Here is a 25,008-nt window from a genome sequence, read left to right as displayed (position 1 = left end):
TCAGGCGCGGTAGGCCAGGTTCGCCATCATCCCGGCCTCCCCGTGGTACGCGTTGTGGCAGTGGAGCATCCACTGGCCGGGGTTGTCGGCGTCGAAGTGGACGGACAGTTTCTTCCCGGGCAGCACGATCGCGGTGTCCTTGCGCGGTCCGGAGGCGCCGAGCTGGTACGTGTGGCCGTGCAGGTGCATGGGGTGCCACATGTCGGTGTCGTTGACGAAGTCGAGCCGTACGCGCTGTCCCTCCTCGACGAGGATCGGACGCGCTTCGGGATCACCCATGTCGAACGGCTTGCCGTTGATGGCCCAGTTGTACGCGGCCATGCCGCCGGTCAGCTCGATCCGGTGCGTGGTGTCGGTCCTGGCGGTCGGGAGCCGGGCGCCCTCGGCGGCGCGGAGCTGGGAGGCGGTCAGGATCACGCCGTCGAGTTCCTTCGGGCGGACGGTCGCGGGGGGCTTGCCGCCGGAGCCGGTACGCACGAGGGCCAGGCCGTTCGCGTCCTTGCCCTCGGCCCGGGCGACGAGCGGGAACACCCCGTCGCCCAGGGTGACCAGGACGTCGTAGCGTTCGCCCATGCCGATCAGCAGCGCGTCCACGTCCCGGTGCTCGACCGGGAAGCCGTCGGTGTGGGTGACGGTCAGTCGGTGGCCGCCGAGGGCGACGCGGTAGGCGGTGTCCGAGCCCGCGTTGACGATCCGCAGGCGGACCCGGTCGCCGGGCCGGCCGGTGTGGACGGCCGGGTCGGTCGCCACCCGGCCGTTGACGAGGTGGTGCGGGTACTTCACGTCCCCGGCGTCACCTCCGAGCAGCGCGCTGGTGGCGCCCATGAGCATGAAACCGGTCGGGGCGGGTGACGAGGCCGACGAAGGTGACGCTGATGACGAGGGCGAGGCGGAAGCGCTTGCGCTGTGCCCGCTCATGCCTCCCATGTCGCCGTGGTCCATTCCGTCCATTCCGTCCATTCCGCCCATGCCTCGCCTGAGTTCCGCGAAGACGTCGTCCGGGGTGCCGGTGACGCCGTCGACCCAGTCGTCCAGGACGACGACCCATTCGTCGTCGTAGGCGAGGGGCTCCTTGGGGTCGTCGACGATCAGCGGGGCGTACAGGCCGCGGTCGAGCTGGACGCCGACGTGCGGGTGGAAGAAGTAGGTGCCGGGCGCGTCGGCGATGAACCGGTAGGTGAAGGCGGAGCCGGCCCGTACGGCGGTCTGGGTGGCCGGTGGCACGCCGTCCATGTCGTTGCGCAGGGCGAGGCCGTGCCAGTGGATCGACGTGGCGGTCCGGTCGGGGAGCTGGTTGGACAGTTCGGCCACCAGGGTGTCGCCGACGGAGACCCGGATCTCCTTGCCCGGGGCGCGGCCGTCGTACGCCCAGGTCCTGGGCGTGACGCCGCCGCCCAGGTCGACCCTGGCGGGCGCGGCGGTCAGCGTGACCTTCCGCTCCCGTCCGCTGGTGGGGCGCTTCTTCTCGGTGGCGGTGACCGCCGGGTCCGACGGGCGGACCAGTGCGGTGGACGAGCCGGGGCCGCCGCAGGCGGTGAGCGCGCCGGCGCCGGCGGCCCCGAGTCCGGCGAGCAGGACGGAGCGTCGGTTGATGCTGTTCATTCGGGGTGTCCTCCGAGGTGCTGCTCCCGCGGGCGTTGCCGCACGGTGCCCCGCGGGGCGCGGCTGTTCCGGGCCCGCACAGGGGCGGGCCCGGAACAGCCGCGCGTCGGGTGGGGGAGGGATCAGAGCCGGTCGAGGATCTTCTGGAACGTGTCGACCTCGGCGGACTGGGTGCGGACGACGTCACCGGCGAGCTTCTTCGCCGTCGCGTCGCGACCGTTCTTCTGCTCGTCCTCGGCCATGGTGATCGCGCCCTTGTGGTGGGCGATCATCAGCTCCGCGAACTTGCGGTCGAATTTCGTGCCCTTGGCGGCCTTGAGGTCGGCCATGTCCTGCTCGGACATCATCCCGGACATGGCGGAGTCACCACCGTGGTCCATGCCGGGCATGCTGTCCGACGCATCCGAGGCGGGCACTTCCTTGCCCCAGGACTTCAGCCAGCCCGTCATCGTCCGGATCTCGGGGTCCTGAGCCTTCTCGATCTCCCCGGCGAGCTTCTTGATCTCCGCGTCCGAGGCGCGGCCTTCGGCCAGCGCGGACATCTCCAGGGCCTGCTCGTGGTGCGGGATCATCGACTGCGCGAACGTCACGTCCGCGTCGTTGAAGGCACCGGCCCCGGGGCTCTTCTCCGAGCCGGTGGTGGCCGCGGCGGACGTCTTGTCGCCGTCCATGCCGGCCATGTCGTGCTCCTCGCCGCCGCCACAGGCGGTCAGCGTCAGGGCTCCGGCCGCCAGGACGCCGACGAGGGCGAGACGGCGGGCGAACGGGCGCGACGAGACGTGTTTGAAGTAGGCCATGACGAATACACCTTGCTGTGAAGTCATTCTGCGGATCTGTGGGCACGACGTGTCTCCGGGCGGCGCGACAGGGCGCGTCCGGGGCGCGGGCCGGCCTAGGTCCGCAGGACCGACAGTTCGGTGAGATCGGGCGGGCGGGGTGGAGGGCCGGGGCGCGGCGAGAAGACGGCCTTCGGCAGATGTACGCCCGGCAGCCCCGGCCGGCGCGTGAACGCCGTGTACAGCAGGGCCCCCAGTGCCCAGGCGCCGAGCACGGCGACACACAGGGAGGTCATGTCCATACCGGTGGAGGACCCGTGGGAGGACGCGGAATCGTCCGACGCCATACCGTCGTCCGGGCCCTTCGCGTCCCTCGCGTCCGTCGCGACCTTCGTGTCCGTCGCGACCGCGGCGACCGTGACGTCCCCGGTGCTCATACCGGAGGCCGCGGGGCCGCCCATATGGGAGGAGGACGCTCCGGTGGCCGCGCTCGACGTGCCTTCGGGGTGCCCCAGCGTGTGCATGGCGAACACCCCGAGCGCGAGCACGACGACCAGCAGGAGGTGTCCGACGACACCACCCACCCGTGCGTACCTGCTCGCGATCATCACTCTCCGTTCGGTTTCCCACCGTAGCCGACAGGCCGAGGGGTGAAGGGCCGAGAAGCCGGGAAACCCGATGACACCATACCCTAGAGGGGTATAGATTGCCGATCGATGTGAGCCAGATCTCGGTACACGGCCGGCGCAGGAGCCACGGAGGAGTCATGGACCACTCAAGTCATCACGAGCACGGCGAGCACGGCGGGCACGGCGGGCACGGCGGGCACGGCGAGCACGCTGGACACCCGTCTGCGTCGCAGTCTTCCTGGCGCACCGCCTCCCAGGCGACGCTGCACTGCCTGACCGGGTGCGCCATCGGCGAGGTCCTGGGCATGGTCATCGGCACCGCGGCCGGCCTGTCCGCCGGTGCCACCATCGTCCTCGCCATCGCCCTGGCCTTCGTCTTCGGTTACGCGCTCACGATGCGCGGTGTCCTGAAGGCGGGGGTGCCCGTCCGGCAGGCCCTGAGGGTGGCGCTGGCCGCCGACACCCTCTCCATCGCCGTCATGGAACTCGTCGACAACGGGGTCATGCTCACCGTCCCCGGGGTGATGGACGCGGGGCTCACCACCTTCCTGTTCTGGGGAGCGCTGGCCTTCGCCCTGGCCGTCGCCTTCGTGCTGACCGTGCCGGTCAACCGCTGGCTGATCGGCCGGGGCAAGGGCCACGCGGTCGTCCACGCCTACCACTGACCGGAGGGGCGGGCGGCTGTGCCCGCCGCCCGCCCCCAGGACCCGCCGGGCGTCAGGCCGGTGCCGGTGCCGGTTCCGGCGCGGCCCCGGTCAGGCGACCCGTGCGGTGCAGCCCGTACAGGGCCCCCGCGCAGGCGAGGCCGAGCGCGAGCAGACAGAACCAGGGCAGCGCGGACATCCCCGCCGAGCGGGCGGCGTCGAGGGACGCCCCCGTGAGCAGATTGCCGAGCGTGATCCCGACCCCGCAGATGGTGTTGTAGAGCCCGTAGTGGGTGGCGACCAGGCGGTCACCCGAGAGCCGGACGATGGTGTCCATCTCGAAGGGGTACGCGATCATCGTCCCCAGGGCGAGCAGCAGCGCGGAGAGCGCCGGCGGAACCGCCGCGAGCAGCCACAGCCCCACGCCGCCCCGCGGAACCGGTACGGCCGCCGCGAGCAGCAGCGGTACGAAGGCCAGGCCCATCGCGGCCAGCCCCCGGACGAGTGCCTGGCCCGGTTCGACATGGGCCTTGCACCAGGCGGTCACCCGGGTCTGGCCGAGGATCGTGCTCAGCCCGGAGACCGCGAACAGCAGCGCGACGGCGGCCGTCCCGAACTGCCCGTCGCCGCCAAGGCGCCGTACCTCCAGCGGCAGCGCCAGGTAGACCTGGAAGGTCAGGACGTACGAGCCGATCATGGCGGCGGAGAAGAGCAGGAAGGGCCGGTTGGAGAAGACCAGACGCCACTGTGACAGCACGCTCTCCCGCCGCCCGTCCTCGTGCTTCTTCGCGTCGTCGGCGCGGCGCGCGGGCAGCGCGCGGATCTGCACGACGCTCAGCAGCGCGAAGATCCCGGCCGAGACCAGGCAGGTGATCTGGAAGTCCACGCCCGTCAGCACCATGCCCACCAGCGGGCCCAGCAGGATTCCCGCCTGGTAGAAGACGTTGAACAGCGCGAACGCCTCGACCCTGCGCTCCCCGGCGTCGGCGGCCAGATAGGCCCGCACGGCGGGGTTGAACAGGGCGCCCGCCAGCCCCGTGGCCGCGGAGGCGGCCAGCAGTCCCGGCAGCGAACCGACGAACCCCAGGGCCGCGAAGCCGACGGTGCGCAGCACGCATCCGGCGATGATCAGGGGTTTGTAGCCGAACCGGTCCGCAAGCGTGCCACCGACCAGGAACATGCCCTGCTGGCTGAAGTTCCTCATGCCGAGTACGAGTCCGACCAGCCAGCCGGCCAGTCCGACGGTGCCCGAGAGATGGGCGGCCAGGTAGGGCATCAGCATGTAGAAGCCGAGGTTGATGGTGAACTGGTTCACCATCAGCAACTGCACGCTGCGCTCGTACGAACGTACCTGGCCGAGCAGGGCCCTCATCGGCCGCCCTCCTCGGTGGAGGCGGACAGCGCGAGGGGGTCGACGACCCGGGTGCACCGCGTCCAGCGGGTGACCTCCTTCTCGTCCGGCCGGCTCACGGTGTCGGGCTCGTCGGCCGGGGCGACATCGAGCAGCCCGTTCAGGGCGCAGTACTCGTCGTCGTAGACCGTCTCCAGGTAGCGCTGCGGTCCGTCGGGGAAGACGGCCGCGATCCGGGTGTCGGCGGGCAGGGTACGGGCCAGCCACCCCGCCACCAGCGCCACCGCGCCGACGCTCCAGCCGCCGGTGGCGTAGTGGGAGGAGGCCAGCTCGCGGCAGGTACGTACCGCTTCGTGCGGGGCGACCCAGTGCACTTCGCCGAAGTTCTTGTAGGCGACGTTGCGCGGATAGATGCTGGAGCCGAGGCCGCGCATCAGCCGGGTCCTGGCGGGCTGGCCGAAGATGGTGGAGCCGATGGTGTCGACGCCGACGACGCGCAGCTCCGGGTAGAGCTGGCGCAGGACGCGGGAGATCCCGGCCGAGTGGCCGCCGGTGCCCACGCTGCACACCAGCACGTCGACATGGCCCAGTTGGGAGGCGAGTTCGAGGGCGAGCGGGGTGTACGCGGTGGTGTTGTCCGGGTTGTTGTACTGATCGGGGCACCACGCCTGCGGATCCCGGCCGAGCAGGTGGGTCACGCGGTCGCGGCGGGCCTGCTGCCAGCCGCCGTCGGGGTGCGGCTCGGCGACCATGTCGACCTCCGCCCCGTACGCCGTGAGGAGCCGGGTCATCGACGGTTCGAGGCCGGGGTCGGTGACGAGGGTGACGGGGTGTCCGTACACCATTCCGGCGAGCGCGAGCCCGAGCCCGAGGGTGCCGCTGGTGGACTCCACGATCCGTCCGCCGGGGAGCAGTTCGCCCCGGGCGCGGGCCCGCTCGACCATGTGCAGTCCGGGCCGGTCCTTGATCCCGCCCGGGTTGAAGCCCTCCAGCTTCGCCCAGAAGCCCCGCCCGGCCGGGGTGAGCGGCGCGGACACCCGTACGACCGGGGTGTTCCCGACGAGTCCGGAGATCGTGGGGTGGGCGGAGGCGATGTCGGTGGTGAGGGGTGAGTGCATCGTTTCGCTCTCGTTCGATGAAGCGCTGGTGGGGGACGCGGTTCATCTCGCGTTCTGCCGTGACGCGCCGGGGGCCGTGGGCCTCCGGTCGCGCCGCCAGTACGCGGCAGCCGGTGATGACGACGGCTGCGGACGGGCTTTCTAGATGCGCCACCGGCAGACGGCGGTGAGGGTGGATCTGCCCGAGCGCTCCGTCCGGGCCGTGCACGCCTCCCGCGCGGGGCCCGGCCGGTCTCCGGCGGTTCCGGTACGGGCGGGGACGACGGCGGGCAGGCCCAGGACGGCGGGCGAGGGCCGTTGCGTGTCAACGGCGGAGCGGGTGACGACGCTCGGCAGGCAGTGAGTCTGGGGGTGCCGGTGCTCCTGCGTCCCGAGCACCGCGACGTCCGGGACGCCGGAGAGGTCAGAGACGCCGGAGACGGGAGCGACGGGGGCGACGGGGGTGACTGCGGTCGGTTTCCTCGGAGTGTCCGTGCCGTCGTCGGCCCGCGCGTGCGACACGTCGCACAGAAGGGCCGTCAGAAGTACGGCGCAGACCAGCAGCAGGTGCAGGGACAGGGCACGGACCGAGCGGGGGCCCAGGGGCGGGCGGGGGAGCGCGGGCAGGGAGAACGGCACGGATCCTCCGTGGCAGGGCCGCTCCCCGGACGCCGGGCGTCGGAGGGGAAAGCAGCGGCAGGTTCGGCGAGATGGCGGACCGAGAAGGGCGGACCGGGACGGCGGACGGCGCCGCGAGGGCGCGGTCCGGCGGCGGAGCCGGCGTCTTCTAGACGCGCAGGACCACGGGGCCTCTCGCCTCGGCCGACGACGGGGCGGCCGACCCGGAATGCCGCGCACCGTACTTCCCGCCCGCCGGTATCACGGCCGCTGGACCCCACACCCGGGGCGTGGCGCACGGCGCTGCCTGCGCCTGCGCCGACTGCGGCTGCCCCGGCACGCACTCCGTGGCCGGATGGGACGGGCCGTCGGGTCCGTGCCCGTCGCGGCTCGCCGATACGGAGACGGCCGGTGTCCCGTCGCCGCCGTGTACGTCATCGGTGGCATCCGAGGCTGCCGCGAAGGCGTTGCCGTGCGGCGCGACATGTCCGGCGACGCTGCCGGCGTCCGGACCGTGCGTGTATACGAAACCGATCAGCAGGGCGGCCAGCCAGAGCACGCGCAGGGGGCCCGCCGCATGGCGGGCTCGTGCGATACCGAATGGTGGCCGAGCCGTGATCATGTGGTGATCCTAAGGGCTTCCCGATGCGGCCCTGACACCATCCCGGAAACATCGCGGCAATCAGCCTCGTACATGGCCGGTATTCGCTCGGTACCCGTTCCGCTCTTCGAAACGGCGCCGCTTCCGGCGGCCGGCTCAGCCGCGCCGGGGCGGAGCGAGTTTCTCCAGGTCGAGGCTGATCTCGAAGGGCACCGGGCGCCGGAGCGAGTCCCTGAAGATGCCGACCGGCACGTAGGACGCGGTCGGCTCGTCGAGTTCGTAGACGTGGACCACGGGCGCTCCGTCCTCGTCCTCGATACGCCAGTAGTGCGGGATGCCGGCCTCGGCGTATTTGCGGAGTTTCACCGTGCGGTCGCGGTGGGCGGACTCGGGGGAGACAACCTCGACGGCGAGTCGCACTTCGTCCGGTGCGAACCAGGTGCGGTCACTCTCGAATTCGGCCGTCGTCACCACGAGGTCCGGCTCCGGGCGATTGCGTTGGTCGAGTTTGATGGTCATCTCACGGCCGACTCTGACGTCGGCGGGCGCCTGCTCCATGAGAGCGACGGTGAGCATGGTGACGAGGTGGCCATGCCACCACCTCTGCGGCGACATCATGAAGACGAGCGCTCCGTCGATCAGCTCGGTGTGGCGGGGTGCCTCGGGGAGGCGGTCCAAGTCCTCCGCGAGCCAGCCTTCCGCGCGCGGCGGGCGCATCCAGTCGGGCAGTGCGGTCATGCCCCAATCGTACCGATCAGGAGCGTGCCTCGGGGGCCCGACCGGTAGGTTCTGCGTGCTTCTGCTTGATACGGACCGCTTCCTTCCTGACCTCGGCCTGGGTGGCGCGTTCGCGGACCAGCCAGTCGGGGTTCTCCTCCTTCAGCGCGTCGATCTCCTCCGTGGTGAGCGGGTCCGTCACGCCGCCGCGGGCGAGGCCCGCGATGGAGACGCCCAGCTTCGCCGCGACGACCGGGCGGGGGTGCGGGCCGGTGCGGCGCAGGGTCGACAGCCACTCGGGCGGGTCGGCCTGCAGCGCGTTCAGTTCGTTGCGGGAGACGACACCCTCCTGGAACTCCGCGGGGGTGGCCTCCAGGTACACGCCCAGCTTCTTCGCCGCCGTGGCGGGCTTCATCGTCTGGACAGTGGTCTTGTGCGAGGTCATGAAGCCCAGCGTAACGAGCGTGTGCGCGCCCTCCGACCACGGCCGGTAATCTGGCGGGGTGACAGGCTCGGACGCACCTCCCTCATTCAGGCTCGCCTACGTACCGGGGGTGACGCCCACCAAGTGGGTACGGATCTGGCACGAGCGGCTGCCCGGCGTTCCCCTGGTCCTCAGCGGGGTCTCCGCCGCCGAGGCGCCCGAGGTGGTGCGGGGCCGGGGCGCCGATGCCGGGCTGGTGCGGCTGCCGATGGACCGGAGCGGGCTCAGCGCGATTCCCCTCTACACCGAGACGACCGTCGTGGTGGTGCCCAAGGACCATCTCGTGGCCGCCGTCGAGGAGGTCTCCGCCGCGGAGCTGGCCGACGAGGTGGTGCTGCACCCCCTTGACGACACCCTGGAGTGGGAGCGCCCGCCCGGCCTTCCGGCGGTCGAGCGGCCCGCCACGACGGCGGACGCGGTCGAGCTGGTGGCGGCGGGCGTGGGGCTGCTCGTGGTGCCGCAGTCGCTGGCCCGGCTCTACCACCGCAGGGACCTCACGTACCGGCCGGTGACGGACGCCCCCGAGTCGCGGGTGGCGCTGTCGTGGCGGGAGGACGAGACCACCGATCTGGTGGAGCAGTTCATCGGGATCGTCCGGGGGCGGACCGTCAACAGCACCCGGGGCCGCCCCGCGCCCGTACCCGAGGACAAGTCGAAGCCGACGGCGAAGGCCAAGGCGAAGTCGAAGACGACGGCGAAGAGTGCCGCGCGGAAGCCCGCCGCCGGCAAGGGCGCGCGGAGTGGCTCCGGAGGCGCCAAGCGCGGCAAGCCGCGTCGCCGGTCCTGACTCGCAGGTCCGGGGAACCGGCCCCGCGGCCCGCGCGTCCTTCGACCTGATGGCGATACGTGAGAGTTCCGCGGACGAACGGCCCGTCACCCGGGGGTGGGCCGGCTGCCTGGCTGTGGTGGGCGGGTTTGCGACCGGGGCCGTGGTGTGGTTCCTCGGGGCCGCTCCCGGCGTACGGGGCGGGTTCGAGGGGGAGCGGGATCTCAGCCTCCTCTACGTCGAACTGCCCCTGCTGCTGTTCGGGATGCCCGCCCTCGCCCTTGCCGTCTGGGCGCTGGCCGCCGGAGTCCTGCGGGTCAGGGAGGGCCTGGCCGCGCTCATGATGGTCGGCGTGCTCGCCCTCGCCGCGTGGGCCGGGGCGGAGTGGCTCGACGTACGGACCGCCCCGTTCACGCGTGGCGGCCCCTGGTGACCCGCCGGGGCTGACCTACGGTGGCCCGGCGCGGCCCCTCCCCGCCCGCCGTGACCGCCAGGACGGCGAGCAGGGCCAGTGCGGCGGCCGGGCCCAGGACGGTCCAGGGGGCCAGTTCCGCGTACGGCTGGTTCTCCGAGAGGAGCCGGCCCCACTCCGGCGCCGGTGGCTGCTCGCCCAGGCCCAGGAAGCCGAGCGAGGCCAGCACCAGCACCGCGGTCGGCAGGCGCAGCAGGGCGTTGCGCAGCAGCGGCGGGAGCAGCGCCGGGAGGAGATGACGGCGCAGCACCTGGCGGCGCCCCGCGCCGAGAGCGGTCGCGGCGGCGACATGGCCGCTCGCGCGCTCCTGCTCCAGCAGCGCCGCGGTCTGGGCGGCGTACGGGCTCCAGCCGACCACGCAGACCGCCAGCGCGGCCCCGTACACCGAGGGCCCGGTGACCGCCGTGACCAGCAGCCCGGCCAGGACGGCGGGCAGCGTCGCCACCACGTCCGTCAGCCCGGCGCTCACCCGCGGGGCGAGACCGAGCAGCACCCCGGCGAGCGCGCTCACCGCCGTCACCGCCAGCGCGACGAGGGCCGTGCGGAGCGCGCCGTGGCCGACCCGCGCCAGCAGATCGCGGCCGAGCGCGTCGGTGCCCAGCGGATGCGCGGCGGACGGCGGCAGCAGCCGGGCCGCCGTGTCGACGTGCAGCGGATCGCGCAGCGCCCCCGCCGTGACGAGGACCACCAGGACGAGCGCGCAGGCCCCGGCGGCGTACCGGACCCAGCGCCGTACGGGCAGCGGCGGCCGGTGCAGGGCGGGCAGCGCGCCGTCGCGCAGCGCCGGGCCGAGCAGGGCGCGCCGCAGCCCGCCCAGGGCGAGGCCCGCGCCCGTGCCGAGCAGGATCAGCGTCAGCGTGCCGGCCTGGAGCAGGGGCAGGTCCTGGGCGACGGCGGCGTCCAGGACGAGCCGGCCGAGCCCCGGGATGTTGAAGATCTTCTCCACCGCGACGGCGCCGCCGACCAGCGCGACGAGCGTGGGCAGCAGTTGCGGGAGCACCCCGGGCAGCGTCCGGCGCAGCGCGTGCCGGGCCGTGTGGCCCGGCGGGAACCCGGCGGCGTGCCAGGTGCGCGCCCAGGGTTCGTTGAACGCGGCGGGCAGCGCCTGTTCCAGCAGCCCGCCGATCATCGCGCCGGACGGCACCCCGAGCGCCAGCGCGGGCAGCACCATCGACGCCGGCCCGTCCCAGCCGCTCGACGGGAGCCAGCCGAGCCCCACCCCGAACACCGTGGCCAGCGTCGACGCCAGCAGGAACTTCGGCAGCGCGGCCAGCAGCGCCGCCGGCCCGCCCGCCCCGCCGTACCGCAGCTTCCGCCGGGAGCCGAGCAGGAGCGTACGGGCGCAGACCGCCCCGGCGACCAGGGCCGTGACCAGCAGCGCGCCCAGTACGAGGGTCGCCGAGATCCCGAAGGCCGCCGCCACGTCGGGCAGCACCGGCTCGCCGGACACCCACGACGTGCCCGCGTCGCCGCGCGCCAGCCCGCCGAGCCAGCGGCCGAGGAGGGCGAGCGGCCCGTCGTCCAGGCCGAGTTGCTCCCGTACGGCGGCGAGCGCCTCAGGTGTCGGGTCCTGCTCGGCCGACCGGGTGCGCAGCACGGTCAGCGCCGGGTCGGTGCGCGAGAGCCAGGGCAGCAGCGCGACGGTGACCAGCAGGGCGGCGCCGGCGGCCAGCCGGCCGGCCCCGGCGCGCCACACGACGCGGCGGTACGGGGCGGCGCCGGGGGCGCCGGGGGTGACGGCCACTCAGCGGAGGCGGGTGTCGGCGTCGATCAGGGAGCGCTCGCGCGGGTCGAGGAGCACGCCCTCGACACCGGTGGCGATGCCCTGCACGACCTTCTCGTGGACCAGCGGGACGACGGCGTCGGTGCGCAGGACCGCCGCCTCGGCCGCCATGGTCTTCTGCCGCCTGCGCTCGGTGTCGCCCTCTTCGGCGGCCGCGGCGATCGCCCGGTCCACGGCCGGGTCCTTGAGCCCGGCGATGTTGTAGACGCCCTTGCTGGTGAAGTCGCTGGCGAGGTACGAGACGGCGTCGCCGGTGTCGAGCAGCGTGACGCGGGAGAAGACGAGCGCGTCGTACTTCCCGGCGAGCAGGTCCGCCTCCATCTGCGTGTACTCGCGGACGTCCTGCTTCACCGTGAACCCGGCCTTCTCCAGCTGCTGCTGGAGCACGGTCGCGGCCTCGGGGAGTTCGCTCCGGTTGGTGTACGTGGCGAGGCGCAGCGTTTTCCCCTTGGTCGCGGACCTCACCTCCGCCGTGCTCGCGGCCGCGGCGCGGCCGGTCACGGCGGTGCGGTCGCCGGCGGCCCAGGGGATGCCGGGGCCGAAGAGCCCCTTCGGCGCGTCGGCGTACCCGCCGAAGACGGAGCCGACCAGCGCCGGGCCGTCCACGGCCTCGCGGGCGGCGGCGCGCAGCGCGGCGTCGGTGAAGACGCCGCTCGCGGTGTTGAGGACGAGGCTGTCGGTGCGGACGGACGGCACCTCGTGCCGGGTCTTCGCGTCGAGGAGCTTCGCCTGCGAGGTGGGTATCCACTCGGCGATGTCCACGTCGCCCGCGCGCAGCGCGTTGGCGCGGGCGGTGCCGTCGGCGATCCAGGAGACGTCGATGCCGGGGGTCTTGGCCTGGCCGCCCCAGTAGCCGTCGAAGCGCCGGAGGGTGGCCTTGGAGGTGCCGGTGAGCTTGGTGACCTCGAAGGGGCCGGTGCCGTTGCCCGCCGGGTCGACGGAGCCGTCCTTCGCGTAGGCGCCCGCGGCGAGGATGCCGAGCGCCGGGGAGGCGAGGCGCAGCGGGAGCACCGGGTCGGCGGCGCCGGTGGTGATCCGCACCGTGTTCGCGCCCTCGGCCTTCGCGGTCAGCGTGACGTCGCTGAGCACGCGCGGCCTGGTCTTCGCGGCGCCGGCGTGGTCGAGCGCGTTGACGACGGCGGCCGGGGTGACCTCGGTGCCGTCCTGGAAGGAGGCCTTGCGCAGCTCGAAGGTCCAGGTGGTGGCGTCGGTCCGCTTCCAGGACGTGGCGAGCGCCGCCTTCGCGGTGCCGTCGGCGCCGAGCGCGGTCAGGCCCTCGGCGACGGACAGCTTGCTCAGCACGGTGGCGTCGTTGCTGTACGGGGAGAGCGCCTGGACCGGCGGTACGGCGAGGGCGACCCGCAGCCGCTTCGCACCGTCCGCGCCGGACCCCTGGCCGGCGGCGGAGTCCGGGCCGCTCGCGGCGAAACAGCCGGCCAGCAGGGGCGGGAGCGTGAGCGCCGCGAGCACGCCGCGGGTGGTGGTGCGCATGGGGCAGGTCCTTCTGTACGGGCAGGGGATGCCCGCCGGGACGTGTGTGCGCTCCGCGTGCACTCCGGGAGCGAACGCAGCATATAAGGCAAGCCTTACCAATCCAGCCCCTGGGGTGGGTGAATTCTCAACCCGAGGCGCCCGCCGCCGGTGGCGCGCCGCCCGTACCGGAGGTGCTGACGGACAGTTCGCTGATGCCCGGGCTCGTACTCGTACCCCTGTGGGCAGCGGCATGGACGGTGATCCGGACGTAACGGCCCGGGGCGCCCGGCCGGAACGGCCTCCAGCGGGCCCCGTCCGTGGACGTCTCGATCCCGTACGTGGCGGGGCGCGGCTCCGTCCACCGCGGCGTGACGGCGGCGATCGGCACCGGGCGCCCCAGGTCGACCGTGAGCGCCGCCGTGGCGTCCCCCTCCGCGGGCGCCCACGCGGTCGCCGGGCTGCCGTCGACGGCCGCCGCCGCATACTGTCCCGGCTGCTCCGAGGTGGCGCTCACCGGACGGCAGCGGGCCGCGTTCCCCGTCGCCGCGAGGTCGGGGCGGCGCGTGGGGAGCGTCAGCGTGGAGTCGAGCAGGCGGTCGCCGGCCGGGGTGTGCACGGTGAACGGCGCGCCCGACGTCAGCCGCACCGTCGTCTCGCGGGCGCCGAGGGCCACGTCGTACGTACGCCCCTGCCAGCGCAGCCCCCGTACGGTCACCCCCCGCGCGAGCTGCGGCGGCAGCATGGGATCGAGGCGTACGCCGTCCGCGCGCTGCCGCAGCCCCGTCAGCCCGTGCGTGAACACCTGGAGGAAGCCGCCCTTGCCGGTCAGGAAGTCCTGCGCGGGCGAGCCGGCGAGCGGGTCGTCCGCCCCCGCCTTGGTGCCGCGCGCCTCGGAGAAGAGCGCGAACGGGCCGCGCACGAACGGCCGGATCGCCCGCTGGAGGTACGTGTACGTCACGCACCCCGGCTCCCCGATCGCCGCGGCGTCGATCGCCTGGACCGAGTCGGTCATGGCGGGCCCGTCCGGGTCGGTGCGCTCCGCGTAGTAGTCGAGCGTCGCCGCGGCGGCGCCCGGGGGCATCGGCCACTCCAGGGGATACATCAGCAGCACGGTGTCGGCCTGTTTGATCCGCGATCCGTCGTACCCGGCGTACTGGAGGTAGATGTTCCGTTTCGGGTCGTAGGGGATCCGGATCCGGTCCGCGATCCGGGTCCACGCGGCGGGCGGCTCCTCCCCGACGAGCGCGGCGGCCTCGGTGGCGCGGCGCAGCGCGGTGGCGGCGCCCGCGTTGGTGAAGACGCCGTCGGTGACGCCGTTGCTGTACTCGTCGGGGCCCGCCACCTCCTTGACGGAGTAGCTCCCGTCGTCGTTGGCGGTGACCCGGGAGGCCCAGAACTCCGCGATCCCCTTGAGCAGCGGCCAGCCGCGCTCGCGCAGCCAGTCGCGGTCCCCGGTGGCCTCGTAGTACTGCCACGCGGCGAGGGCGATGTCGCTCTGGAGGTGGATCTGGGTGACGCAGTGCGGCGGATTCCAGGACTGGCACTCCGACCAGAGGAGGCCCGCCTCGCCACTGGTCCACGGGTAGAACAGCCCCTTGAAGCCCAGCTTCTCGGCGTTCGACGCGGCGCCCTCCCTGGTGCGGTAGCGGTACTCCACGACGGAGCGCGCCAGTTCGGGGCGGGTGGCCAGCAGCGCGGGGAACATGAAGACCTCGGCGTCCCAGAAGATCAGGCCCGCGTAGTTGTCGCTGGTCAGTCCGGTCGGCGCGATGCTGTCGGAGGCGCCCGCGCGGGTGCTGGTCAGCAGCCCGTACTGGGCGGCGCGCAGCCAGGCCCGCAGATCCGGCATCCCTGGTGCGTCGACGACGCCGATACCGGCGGACCACAGGGGCGCCCACGCGGCGGCGTTGGCGGCGAACAGCGCGGGCCAGCCGCGGCCGGCCGCCCGCCGGGCCGCGGCCACGGCGGCGGCGCGCGGATCGCGGGCGGTCAGCGCGGTGTCGACGCCGACGTACTTCACGAAGCGGTACGTACGGTCCGCCCGCACCCGGACGGGCCCGTGGAGCGCGGGCCGCACCACCGAGGCGACCGCGCCGGCCGTCCCGGTGCCCTTGGCGCGGAAGGTGTCGGCCTCCGCGTCGCTTCCGGTACGGGTGAGCCGCCGCGCCCCGCGCCAGTCGAGCGCCCCGGTGACGGTGGCCGTGCCGCTCCAGCGCGGCGTCAGTTCCAGCCGTACGGCGCCGGTGTGCGGGTCGGAGCGGTCGGTGAGCACCTCGTACGTCAGATCGGTGACGCGGCCGTCGGCGGTGGTCCAGCGCAGGGTGGTGACGACGACTCCGCAGCGCAGCAGCACGCGCTGGCGGTAGCGGGAGATCCGGCTGCCGGGGCCGAAGGTCTCGCCGCCCACGCGCACGTCCATCGTGGTCCAGGTGGGCAGCGCGGCGATCACCTGGCGGTCGGCGGTGGTCCCCGGCTCGTGCGCGTAGAGCCCGGCGGCGAAGGCGCCGTCGTAGCGGGGCGTGTAGAGGGGCCAGCCGGTGGCGCCGCCCGGCTCGGCGTACCCGGCGCCGGTGGGCGGGACCCGTACGCCCAGGAAACCGTTGCCGGTGTAGGCGTGGTAGCTGTCGGCGGGATCGATCCGGGTGGCGGCGGGGGACCAGCCGGGCTCGGTCTCCTGTCCGCAGGGCGGTCCTGACGGGGCGTCGGGGCCCGCGGCGGCCCGGCGGTCGGAGGCGGCCCGGCGGTCCGGGGCGGGGGCCGCGTACGCGGCGGGCAGGACGGCCAGCAGCAGCGTGGCCGCGACGAAGGGCGCGGCCGGACGAATGCGGCGGAAGGGGGCGGGGGAGAAGATCACGGGTACGACGGTAGGAAGGCCGTGCCAGGCGGCCCCGTACGGCGCGCGTAGGGGACCGGCCGGCGAGGGGACGGTTACGCCGGGAAGCCGCAGCGTAAACGCAAATCATCACATCGAGTGAAACCCTGGCCCACGCTTGCGGCCAACAACCGACGGTTGCCAGTCTGTTGCTGTCTGTCAACCTGATGGGAGTGGCCCGTGGCCTTCGGTGAGCAGCCCGCCTATCTGCGCGTGGCGAGTGATCTGCGCGAGAAGATCGTCAACGGCGCGCTGCCCCCGCACACCCGGCTCCCCTCGCAGGCCCGGATCCGCCAGGAGTACGGCGTGTCCGACACGGTCGCGCTGGAGGCGCGCAAGGTGCTGATGGCCGAGGGCCTGGTGGAGGGCCGCTCCGGGTCGGGCACGTATGTGCGGGAGCGGCCCGTGCCGCGCCGGATCGCCCGCTCCGGCTACCGGCCGCCGGTGGGGTCCAGCCCGTTCCGTCAGGAGCAGGCGGAGGCGGGCGCGCGGGGGACGTGGGAGTCGAGGAGTGAGCAGGGCGAGGCGTCGCAGGAGATCGCCGCCCGGCTCGGCATCGAGCCCGGCGACCGGGTGATGCGGACGCGCTACGTCTTCCGGGAGGCGGGCGACCCCATGATGCTCTCCACGTCCTGGGAGCCCCTCGCGGTGACGGGGCGTACGCCGGTGATGCTCCCCGAGGAGGGGCCGCTCGGCGGCTGCGGAGTGGTGGAGCGCATGGCGGCCATCGACATCGTCGTGGACAACGTCCTGGAGGAGGTGGGCGCGCGCCCGGGGCTGGCCGACGAGCTGCTGACGCTCGGCGGCGTGCCCGGCCATGTGGTGATGGTCCTGGAGCGGACCTATTACGCGTCGGGGCGTGCCGTGGAGACGGCGGACGTCGTCGTCCCGGCCGACCGCTACCGGATCGCCTACCATCTTTCGGTCAAATAACGGAAGGGCAGGTGTGCGCGCCCGCCTGCCCGGTGCCGGGGCACGCGCTCCGGCGTGTTCGAGCCGCCTCCCGCACTCCGCTCCAACGCCCTTACGGGCCGCCGGAGATGCGCCTGACCACGGAGGATGCCGTTCCGGGAGGCTCGCGGACCCTCTGCGTGGACCGCTCGTCCGACAGGCGGGCGGTGGCCGGGACCGGATGCCCGGGGCGGGCCGGGAGAGGGGGCGCGTTCGGCTGAGTGCGCCCCCTGCCCCCGGTTTTCGGCGCATTGTTGGCCGGATGAGTGCCTCTTTGTGTAAACCCATATTCGCTGAGTAAAGGTCAGGCGTACGCTCGGGCATATGCGGAATGCGGTTTCCTGGAGATCTTCGGAGAGACGCGGCTCGTCGGTGGAAGGGGCTCGATGAACGACAGCGGAGCCCTGCTCCCATGGCTGGTCATACGGGAGGACGACAACGGCAATCGCTACCGCGTCGGCAGGTACGCCACCGAGGACGAGGCCCAGAAGATGGCCGACGGCCTCGGGGTGCGCGGACACGGCCAGACGTACTGGGTGGAGCGGGCCGGCCAGACCACCCCGTAGCCGCGGGCCCGGCCGTGGGGCCCCTGCGGCACCCCGGCGCGTACGACCCCGTGGCGTTTTCGCGTTACGCTCCCGGCGCATGAGTGATCGTGTGGTGGTGGCGGGCGCCGTGTACGACCGTGGCAGGCTGCTGGCGGCCCGGCGCAGCGCGCCGCCCGAGCTGGCCGGCCGGTGGGAGCTGCCCGGCGGCAAGGTGGAGCCGGGGGAGCTGCCCGAACAGGCCCTCGTACGCGAGTTGCGGGAAGAACTGGGCGTGGAGACGCGCCCGGTGGAGCGGGTCCCCGGTGAGTGGCCGCTCAAGCCGGGCTATGTGCTCCAGGTGTGGACGGCCCGGCTCCTCGCCGGGGAGCCCGAACCCCTGCCGCTGGAGGACCACGACGAGCTGCGCTGGCTCGGTCCGGAGGAGATCCACACGGTGGACTGGCTCGACCAGGACCGCCCCGCCGTCGCCGAGGCGGCCCGCCTGCTCGTCCAGGGCCTCCCGTAAACCTCCCGGGTCTTCCCGAAACCTTCCGGGCTTCCCGGGCATCCTGAAACTTCCCGGGCGTCCCGCGACCTCCCGGGCCTCTCGGGCGTCCCGCGACCTCCCGCGCCTCTCGGACCTCTCCTCGGCACCCGCAGTCCAGTGAGGGTAGTTGTCCCGATTTCCGGGTATATGACGGACTGCCCCTCTCGCACGGGCCGAGGGGCCTCCGTCGGTCCTGGGATGTGGTCGGCTTGATCGACACCGCGGACGGCGCCCGCGCCGAGTGGACCTTCCCTGCCGAACCCGGCACCGCGCGCCACGCGCGCCACGCCGTTCGTGACACCCTCCACACCTGGGGCCTGTCCCCCACTCTCCGTGACCTGGCGGTCCTGCTCGTCAGCGAGCTGGTGACCAACTCCCTGCGCTACACCTCCGGACCGATCGGCGTACGGCTCGTCGCCCGGAGCGCCGCGCTGCTGGTGGAGATCTCCGACCCGGTGCCCGACCCCCCGACCGAACGCCTCGCCGGTCCCGAGGACGAGGGGGGCCGCGGACTCCGGCTCGTGGCCTGTTCCGCACTGCGCTGGGGGACACGGCGCGGGAAGACAGGTAAGACCGTGTGGTTCGAGCTGCCCCTCCCTGGTTAGAAGTCTGAAGGGACAACGATCACGACGGACTCGGCTCAAAAAGAACGAGACTGTGCTGTGATCGTGAACGGCGTGCCGGCCGGGGCCGTAGTGCTGAATACTGCGGGCATGGCCGGTCCGGTGCGTGAGCTGGAGGGGACGGTCGCGTGAGCGAGATATCTGGGACGGCGGGCGACGTCGTATGGCAGAGCCATCCACCCGGCTCCATCTATGACTACATCAAGGTGGCTTCCTTCTCGATCGGGCCCGACGGGCTGGTCGACCAGTGGAGCGAGCGTGCCGCCGACCTGTTCGGCATCAGCGCGCACCAGGTCAGGGGCAGGGATCCGGTCGAGGTGTTCGTACCGGCGGATCTGCGGGCCAGAGGCCACCGCACGGTCAAGGAGATCCTCGACGGCAAGGAGTGGACCGGACTGGTCCCGTTCCGGACCGGCGGGAGGAGCGGGGAGCACGGGCTCGCCGAGATCTATGTCATGCCGAGCGAGACGGAGAGCGGCGACCGGGGCGCGCTCTGTCTGGTCGTCGATGTGCGCGCGCTCCAGCGGATCGAGTCCGACCTCGCCGCCTCGCAGGCGATTTTCGGCCAATCTCCCTTCGGATTTCTGCTGTTCGGCACCGATCTCCGGGTACGGCGCGCCAACCAGCGATTCGCACAGGTCTTCGGCGGCACCGTCGGCGACCACCGCGGCCGTACGGTCCACGACTATCTCTCCCGGCCCGAGGCCGACCGGCTGACCGGGGCCCTCAAACGGGTCCTGGAGACCGGAGACTCCGTCAGCGACCTCCAGATCGTCGGCACCGCCCCCGAGGACCAGGAGCGCCGGCACTGGTCGATCAACCTCTACCGGGTGCACAGCGGTTCGGGGCGCACCATCGGCGTCGCCGGGGTCGGCACGGATGTCACCCGCCGTCACAACGCGGCCAGGGAGGCCGCCAGCGCCCGGCGCGACCTCGCACTCCTCAACGAGGCCAGCGCCCGGATCGGCAACTCCCTCGACCTGGAGACCACCGCGCGCGAACTGCTCGGGGTCGCCGTCCCCGGCTTCTGCGACCTCGCCGCCGTCGACCTCTACCAGTCCCTGCTCACCGGCGAGGAGGCACCGCCGGGACGGTGGGGCTCCTCCGGGGCCGAGTCCGGCGGCGGCAGCGCCAGGCTGCGCCGGGTCGCCTTCGCCAGTGCCGTCTCCGACGGACCGCTCGGCACCTCCGGCGGCGGGGACGGGTACGTGTCACCGGACGTCGGCGCCGTCCACCGCTACCCGTTCAGCTCGCAGAGCGCGGGCGCGCTGCGCACCGCCCGCGTGCAGTCCATCCCCGGCGAGCCCGGCAGCCTCGTACGGTCGACGCTCGCCGTCCCGATGGTCGCCCACGACACGGTCATCGGCCTCGCCCAGTTCTCCCGTACGAAGGGCAGCGAACCCTTCGGCGACCAGGACCGGGCACTCGCCGTCGAACTCGCCGCGCGCGCCGCCGTCTGTATCGACAACGCCCGTCTCTACCGCAGGGAGCACGAACGGGCGCTGATCCTCCAGCGCAGCCTGCTGCCGCCGGGCGACCCCGAGGCCGCCGGTCTCGACATCGCCTGCCGCTATCTGCCGGGCAACACCGCGACCGAGGTCGGCGGCGACTGGTTCGACGTCATCGAACTCCCCGGCCACCGCACCGCGCTGGTCGTCGGCGACGTCATGGGGCGCGGCCTGCGGGCGGCGGTCGCGATGGGCGAGCTGCGTACGGCCGTACGGACGCTGGCGCTGCTCGACCTGGAACCCGCCGAAGTGCTCTCCGCGCTCGACGAGATCGCCCGCGGCCTCGGCACGCCCAGCGGGGCGCAGCAGGCGTCACGGGTCGCCCACAAGTCGCGGGACGCGGAGCTGTCCGAGGTCTACCTCGCCACCTGCGTGTACGCCGTCTACGACCCGGTCACCCGGCGCTGCACCTTCGCCAACGCCGGTCATCTGCCGCCGGTCCTGGTCGAACCGGGCGAGGAGGCGCTGATGCTCGACGTGCCGCCCGGTATGCCGCTCGGCGTCGGCGGGGAGCCCTTCGAACAGGTGGACGTCGACGTGGCGGAGGGCGCGCTGCTCGCCCTCTACACCGACGGCCTGGTCGAGTCCAGGGACCAGCCGCTCGACGAAGGGCTGAGCGCCTTCCGCTCGGCCCTCGGCGACGCGGCACGCCCCCTGGAGGACGTCTGCGACCATGTGCTCACCACGCTCGACACCCGGCACGGCGAGGACGACATCGCCCTGCTGATGGCGCGGATCCAGGGCCTGTCCACCGAGGCCGTCGGCGACTGGAGCCTCCCGCGCGAACCGCGCTCGGTGGGCCGCGCCAGGGAGCTGGCCCGCACGCAGCTCATGGCCTGGGACCTCGAACCGCTCGTGGACACCGTCGAACTGCTCGTCAGCGAACTGGTCACCAATGCCCTGCGGTACGGCGAGGGCGAGATCCGGCTGCGGCTGCTGCGTGACCGTACGCTCGTCTGCGAGGTCTGGGACGCGGGCCTCGTCCAGCCGAGGCGACGCCGGGCCCGCGACACCGACGAGGGCGGCCGGGGGCTGCAACTGGTCGGACTGATGAGCGCGGCGTGGGGATCGCGCCGTACGCCGCGCGGCAAGACGGTCTGGTTCGAACTCGCGCTGCCGGACGGGGACTCGGTGAAGGAACCGACGGTGGAGCAGCTGCTGAGCATGTTCTGACGCTGGGCTGGGCGGGCAGGGCCGGGCGACGGCTCGGCGGGCCCGGCGGGCTCGCAGGTCCCTGCGGCCCGGGCCCGCTGTCCTGGGGGCCCGCTGTCCGCGTCAGGCCGTCCGGTCGCGTCAGGCCGTCCGGTCGCGCCGCCCGGGGCCGCTGCCCCGGGCCCGCCATCCGCGTCAAGCCGTCGCGGCCCGTGGGCCGGTGGCCCGCTGTCGCGTTACGCGGCCCGGGGCCCCGCCGTCCGCGTCGCGCCGCGCGCGTCACGCCGCCTTCAGCGCGGCCAGCCGGGCCTCGATCTCCGCGCTGTCGCCGTCGCTGTCCAGCTGCTCGAACTGCGCGTCCAGCGACGACGCGGCCAGTTCCTGCTTGCCCGTCGCCCGTGCCTCCTCGCGCCGTACCTTGTCCTCGAACCGGCCCAGCTCGCTCGTCGGGTCGAGGACGTCGACGTTCTTCACCGCGTCCATCATCTGGTTCTGCGCCCGCGCGGACTTCGCCCGCGCCACCAGCTCGTCCCGCTTGGAGCGCAGCTCGGTCAGCTTGCCCCGCATCTTCTCCAGGCCCGTCTTGAGCTTCTCCACGACCTCCGTCTGCGCCGCGATGGTCGGCTCCGCGGTCCGCGCCTCCTTCTCCGACTGGAGCTGCCGCCCCAGCGCCACCTTGGCGAGCCGGTCGAAGGTGTCGGCCTCCGCGCCCTGGCCGGCCGCGCGCAGCAGGTCGGCCTTCCTGCTCGCCGCGAGCGCCTTCTCGCCCCACTCCCGGGCCGCCGCCGTGTCCTCCAGGTGATCCTGTTCCAGCAGACGCAGATGACCGATGGTGCCGGCCACCGCCTCCTCCGCGTCGGCGATGTTGTTGGTGTAGTCCCGGATGAGCTGGTCCAGCAGCTTCTGCGGATCCTCCGCCTGGTCCAGCAGCGCGTTGATGTTGGCCTTCGCGAGCTGGGTGACCCGCCCGAGAATGGTCTGCTTCGTCATGGCTCCGCTCCTTGTGGGAAGGGTCGTACGCATAGGTAGGAAGGAAGTCGTGCGCACGGGATGATGGGGAAGGTCAGAACCGGCCGCCGCCGCCCATCCGGCCGCGCGTCCCGCCGCCGCCGAAGCTGCCGGGACCGCCCCCGCGGTACCCCCCGCCGAATCCGCCGCCGAATCCGCCGCCCCCTATCCCGCGTCCGCCGCCGAACAGGCCGCCGAGGATGATGCCGCCGAGCATGGCCCCGCCGACGCCGCCGCCCGCGCCCCGTACGCCGCCCGCGCCGTAGTGGCTCCCGTACGACAGCACGTCCCGCTCCGCGAGGTCCTGCGCCTGCCGGGCCAGCGCGTCCGCCTGCTGCGCCTCCGCCAGCGCCGCCTGGGTCGCGCCGGAGCCCGCCTGGGCCTGGGCCCATTCCAGCCGCCGCTGGGCCTCCGTCAGCCGGGTCCGTGCCTGGCTGCCGACCGCGCCGCGGTGCGTGGTGACGTAGTCGGCGGCGGCGCCGATCGCCGAACGCGCCGTCAGCATCGCCTGGTCGAGGAGCGAACCGGCCCGCCGCTCGCCCTCCTCCCGCCGCCGCGCCCCGGTCAGCGCCTCGTCCAGCACCGCGTCCGCCTCCTCGACCCGGCGCAGGGCGTCGATCGGGTCGTACGGTCCCGCGTTCACCGCCCGCCGCACCTCGGCCGTCACCGCCTCCGCGCGGCCGATCCGGCCCTGGAGGTCGGCCGTGGGCACACCGGCCGGAGTGCCCTTCAGCAGGCCCCGGGCGTCCGCGAGATCCGTCTCGGTCTCGGTGAGCGCGCCGGGCAGCTTCCCGGCCGCCTCCGTGAGTTCCCGCGCGCGCCGCTCGACCGCCTCGACCAGCGTCGCCGCCTGCCCCACGGCGCCCTCGGCGGCCCGTACGTGGACGGCGGCCCGCCCGTTGTCGCCCGACTCCACGAAACCGCCCGCCGTGTCCAGGCTGTCCGACGCGAAGACCAGCCGGTCCGCCGCCTGCGCGGGGCAGTCCGCGACCGGCGCGGACGCCGAGGCGGCGTACCGCTCGCGCAGCTCCGCGAGGGTGGCGCGCGCCGTGCCGACCCGCCCGCTCAACTCGCGGAACGCGGCCCGGGCCGCGGCGAGGGCCCCGGGCGCGTTCCGCTCCATGGCCCGCAGCCGGTCGAACGCCTCGGACTCCGCGTCCAGCCGGTTGTCGGCCTCCGTGCAGCGGGCGATGATCTCGTCGAGCATCCGGCGCCGGGTCGCGTCGTCCTCCGGATACGCGTCGTCCAGCTCCTGGCGCAGCCGGAACGCCACGGTCAGCTCGCCCTTCGCGTACGCCACCGCGTCGGTGAAGGGCGCCGCCGCCTCCTCCCCGAACTGCGCGGTGGCGAAGCCGAGTTCCTCCTGGCTGGTGCGCAGGGCGTCGTCCGTCTCGACGAGCCGCCGCTTCGCCGCGGAGTCCAGCTCGGGCAGCGGGGTCTCCGGGGGGCCCGGCCGGCCCCGGGGGCCCTGGGAACCGTCCCCCCACCGCCCGCCCGTGGCGCCCCCGCCGGGTGTCGTACGCGCCCTGGCCCGCCGGCTGCGCTTGGCGAAGGTGTACGCGGCCACCGCGGCCACGCCGACCACCACGACGGCCGGCAGCACCAGATTGGTCGCCGCGCCCCCGTCGGCCGCGGCGCCGCCCGGATCGGCCTCGCCGGGGGTGAGGGCCGGGGTGGGCACGGGGCGGCCCGTCAGTACGGCGCCGTACCCGGCGGCGGCGCCGATCGCCGCGCCCGCCCAGTCGTTCTGCCGCAGCGCCGGCTCGATCGCGGTCCTGGCGACATCGGCGAGCTGCGCGGCGGTGAGTTCGGAGCCGGTGTCGGCGGAGTAGGCGTACTGCCGGTCATGGGTGGCGACGGCGAGCAGGATGTCGCCCTGGCCGAGGCCGTTGCGGGTGGCCGTGGCGTCGGCCCAGCTCTGGGCGGACCGGCCGGAGAAGTCCCGTACGTACGCGACGAAGAGCTGGACGCGGCTGGTGTCGTACAGGTGGTTGAGCGCCGCGGTGACCTCGTTCCTGAGACCGTCGAGGGCCCCCACCTTGTCGGTGATCTGCCCCTGCCGGGAGAGGGTGACCGGGTCCTCGGCGCGGGCGTCCCGGGCCCCGGTCAGGACCGGCCCGCACGCCATGACCATCAGGGTCAGCAGCGCGGCCACGCTCCGGCCGACGGTGCGGGGCCGGGCGCGGCGCGGCCGGGCGCGGCTCACGAGGGACGTCACAGTTCGGAGGTTATGTCCGCATCGGTGGGCTCGCGACCGGACTGGTGAGGGGGAGGAACTGCTGCCGGACAAGTGGGTTCCGGGCACTGATGAGTGTGCGGGAGTGGGTCCGCGTCGTGTGGTGGTTCCCGGTTCTGCTGCGGGGCGGGTGGCGGTTGGGCCGGTCGGGTGACTTCGGCGGTCTCTTTCTCCTCCGTCGGTGGGCTGCCGCTCGGCGGCGATCCTGCCGTGGCGCCGGCCTCGACCTTCACCTGCGTCGCCGCAGCTTTACTCAGGTTGTGGTGACCGGCATCGCGACCGGCAAGAGCGCGTCCTTTCCCTGGCCGAGACACGCTCTGGTGCAGCAGCCATCTGCGTGTACTACTTGAACATCTCATTCGCCAAGGGCGTTGACGTCCAAGGGTAATTGTCGAGTATGCGGCGCAGATCAAGGTTCAGCTGGAATCCGAAGGCCCAGGCGGGGAAGCGGAACGGATGGGCGCGCAGGAAATTGCAGGTGCCCGAAGTGTTCATCCAGTGTACGGTTATTACTCGTCCGTCGATGAACTCGCGTGCGCGGTACCTGGTTTGGTCCGGCGCAGAATCGGGC

The 25,008-nt window shown here is 73.3% G+C and carries 23 protein-coding genes; 8 read left to right on the top strand and 15 right to left on the bottom strand.

The window, feature by feature from the left end:
* From ACFTZC_RS19575 to ACFTZC_RS19565, 3 genes are all read right to left on the bottom strand, one after another.
* The gene (locus ACFTZC_RS19575; RefSeq protein ID WP_382891305.1) at positions 1–1,602 is read right to left on the bottom strand and encodes a multicopper oxidase family protein; all 1,602 of its coding nucleotides are present in this window, start codon (positions 1,600–1,602) and stop codon (positions 1–3) included.
* Positions 1,603–1,724: 122 nt separating this feature from the next.
* The gene (locus ACFTZC_RS19570; protein WP_382891303.1) at positions 1,725–2,399 is read right to left on the bottom strand and encodes a DUF305 domain-containing protein; all 675 of its coding nucleotides are present in this window, start codon (positions 2,397–2,399) and stop codon (positions 1,725–1,727) included.
* A gap of 95 nt (positions 2,400–2,494) precedes the next feature.
* The gene (locus ACFTZC_RS19565; RefSeq protein ID WP_382891301.1) at positions 2,495–2,986 is read right to left on the bottom strand and encodes a DUF6153 family protein; all 492 of its coding nucleotides are present in this window, start codon (positions 2,984–2,986) and stop codon (positions 2,495–2,497) included.
* Positions 2,987–3,144: 158 nt separating this feature from the next.
* On the opposite strand from ACFTZC_RS19565, the gene ACFTZC_RS19560 reads away from it, so the two are divergent.
* Positions 3,145–3,672 carry a DUF4396 domain-containing protein gene (locus tag ACFTZC_RS19560; RefSeq protein WP_382891299.1) on the top strand — a complete coding sequence of 176 codons (528 nt, stop codon included), beginning with the start codon at positions 3,145–3,147 and terminating at the stop codon, positions 3,670–3,672.
* Positions 3,673–3,724: 52 nt separating this feature from the next.
* On the opposite strand, the gene ACFTZC_RS19555 is transcribed toward ACFTZC_RS19560, so the two are convergent.
* The 6 genes from ACFTZC_RS19555 to ACFTZC_RS19530 form a co-directional block, all read right to left on the bottom strand.
* A complete protein-coding gene (locus tag ACFTZC_RS19555) occupies positions 3,725–5,023 on the bottom strand; it encodes an MFS transporter (RefSeq protein WP_382891297.1) in 1,299 nt (432 codons plus the stop codon).
* Positions 5,020–6,120 (bottom strand): PLP-dependent cysteine synthase family protein, encoded by a 1,101-nt coding sequence (locus ACFTZC_RS19550; RefSeq protein ID WP_382891296.1) that lies wholly within the window; start codon positions 6,118–6,120, stop codon positions 5,020–5,022. Before ACFTZC_RS19550 ends, ACFTZC_RS19555 begins: the two co-directional genes overlap by 4 nt.
* Before the next feature lie 141 nt (positions 6,121–6,261).
* On the bottom strand, positions 6,262–6,738 hold the full coding sequence (locus ACFTZC_RS19545; RefSeq protein ID WP_382891294.1) for a hypothetical protein: 477 nt from the start codon (positions 6,736–6,738) through the stop codon (positions 6,262–6,264).
* A gap of 148 nt (positions 6,739–6,886) precedes the next feature.
* The gene (locus ACFTZC_RS19540; RefSeq protein WP_382891292.1) at positions 6,887–7,339 is read right to left on the bottom strand and encodes a hypothetical protein; all 453 of its coding nucleotides are present in this window, start codon (positions 7,337–7,339) and stop codon (positions 6,887–6,889) included.
* Positions 7,340–7,474: 135 nt separating this feature from the next.
* A complete protein-coding gene (locus ACFTZC_RS19535; RefSeq protein ID WP_382891290.1) occupies positions 7,475–8,056 on the bottom strand; it encodes a Uma2 family endonuclease in 582 nt (193 codons plus the stop codon).
* Between the two features lie 16 nt (positions 8,057–8,072).
* Positions 8,073–8,480: a DUF5997 family protein gene (locus ACFTZC_RS19530; RefSeq protein WP_382891288.1), complete on the bottom strand. Its 408-nt coding sequence runs from the start codon at positions 8,478–8,480 to the stop codon at positions 8,073–8,075.
* Positions 8,481–8,538: 58 nt separating this feature from the next.
* Here ACFTZC_RS19530 and ACFTZC_RS19525 point away from each other — a divergent pair, with 58 nt between their 5' ends.
* A complete protein-coding gene (locus tag ACFTZC_RS19525) occupies positions 8,539–9,306 on the top strand; it encodes a LysR family substrate-binding domain-containing protein (RefSeq protein WP_382891286.1) in 768 nt (255 codons plus the stop codon).
* A 49-nt stretch (positions 9,307–9,355) separates the two neighbouring features.
* Complete coding sequence (locus ACFTZC_RS19520) at positions 9,356–9,718, top strand: hypothetical protein (RefSeq protein ID WP_382891284.1); 363 nt, start codon at positions 9,356–9,358, stop codon at positions 9,716–9,718.
* On the opposite strand, the gene ACFTZC_RS19515 is transcribed toward ACFTZC_RS19520, so the two are convergent.
* From ACFTZC_RS19515 to ACFTZC_RS19505, 3 genes are all read right to left on the bottom strand, one after another.
* A complete protein-coding gene (locus tag ACFTZC_RS19515) occupies positions 9,696–11,501 on the bottom strand; it encodes an ABC transporter permease subunit (RefSeq protein WP_382891282.1) in 1,806 nt (601 codons plus the stop codon). The two genes, ACFTZC_RS19520 and ACFTZC_RS19515, sit on opposite strands and share 23 nt — an antisense overlap.
* A complete protein-coding gene (locus tag ACFTZC_RS19510; protein ID WP_382891280.1) occupies positions 11,502–13,031 on the bottom strand; it encodes an ABC transporter substrate-binding protein in 1,530 nt (509 codons plus the stop codon). It abuts the gene before it with no gap.
* Positions 13,032–13,158: 127 nt separating this feature from the next.
* Positions 13,159–15,867, bottom strand: coding sequence for a discoidin domain-containing protein (locus ACFTZC_RS19505; RefSeq protein ID WP_382891278.1), 2,709 nt, complete (start codon positions 15,865–15,867; stop codon positions 13,159–13,161).
* 198 nt (positions 15,868–16,065) lie between these two features.
* Here ACFTZC_RS19505 and ACFTZC_RS19500 point away from each other — a divergent pair, with 198 nt between their 5' ends.
* The 5 genes from ACFTZC_RS19500 (at position 16,066) to ACFTZC_RS19480 (ending at position 21,214) form a co-directional block, all read left to right on the top strand.
* Positions 16,066–16,818 carry a GntR family transcriptional regulator gene (locus ACFTZC_RS19500; protein WP_382891276.1) on the top strand — a complete coding sequence of 251 codons (753 nt, stop codon included), beginning with the start codon at positions 16,066–16,068 and terminating at the stop codon, positions 16,816–16,818.
* A gap of 404 nt (positions 16,819–17,222) precedes the next feature.
* The gene (locus ACFTZC_RS19495) at positions 17,223–17,402 is read left to right on the top strand and encodes an SPOR domain-containing protein (RefSeq protein WP_365815640.1); all 180 of its coding nucleotides are present in this window, start codon (positions 17,223–17,225) and stop codon (positions 17,400–17,402) included.
* 79 nt (positions 17,403–17,481) lie between these two features.
* Positions 17,482–17,889: a (deoxy)nucleoside triphosphate pyrophosphohydrolase gene (locus ACFTZC_RS19490; protein ID WP_382891274.1), complete on the top strand. Its 408-nt coding sequence runs from the start codon at positions 17,482–17,484 to the stop codon at positions 17,887–17,889.
* Between the two features lie 221 nt (positions 17,890–18,110).
* Complete coding sequence (locus tag ACFTZC_RS19485) at positions 18,111–18,515, top strand: ATP-binding protein (protein WP_382891272.1); 405 nt, start codon at positions 18,111–18,113, stop codon at positions 18,513–18,515.
* Between the two features lie 146 nt (positions 18,516–18,661).
* A complete protein-coding gene (locus tag ACFTZC_RS19480) occupies positions 18,662–21,214 on the top strand; it encodes a SpoIIE family protein phosphatase (protein ID WP_382891270.1) in 2,553 nt (850 codons plus the stop codon).
* 258 nt (positions 21,215–21,472) lie between these two features.
* Here ACFTZC_RS19480 and ACFTZC_RS19475 read toward each other — a convergent pair whose 3' ends face one another.
* The 3 genes from ACFTZC_RS19475 to ACFTZC_RS19465 all read right to left on the bottom strand — a co-directional run bounded on the left by ACFTZC_RS19475 (position 21,473) and on the right by ACFTZC_RS19465 (position 24,932).
* Positions 21,473–22,183 (bottom strand): PspA/IM30 family protein, encoded by a 711-nt coding sequence (locus ACFTZC_RS19475; protein ID WP_382891268.1) that lies wholly within the window; start codon positions 22,181–22,183, stop codon positions 21,473–21,475.
* A 73-nt stretch (positions 22,184–22,256) separates the two neighbouring features.
* Positions 22,257–24,335 (bottom strand): TPM domain-containing protein, encoded by a 2,079-nt coding sequence (locus ACFTZC_RS19470; protein WP_382891388.1) that lies wholly within the window; start codon positions 24,333–24,335, stop codon positions 22,257–22,259.
* A gap of 444 nt (positions 24,336–24,779) precedes the next feature.
* Positions 24,780–24,932 carry a hypothetical protein gene (locus ACFTZC_RS19465; RefSeq protein WP_382891266.1) on the bottom strand — a complete coding sequence of 51 codons (153 nt, stop codon included), beginning with the start codon at positions 24,930–24,932 and terminating at the stop codon, positions 24,780–24,782.
* Between the last annotated feature and the right edge of the window lie 76 nt (positions 24,933–25,008).

The sequence above is a fragment of the Streptomyces sp. NPDC056987 genome, from assembly GCF_042673865.1.
Taxonomy (GTDB): domain Bacteria; phylum Actinomycetota; class Actinomycetes; order Streptomycetales; family Streptomycetaceae; genus Streptomyces.
Note: the sequence above shows the minus strand (reverse complement) of the source record. Positions and strands in the feature narration are given on the sequence as shown.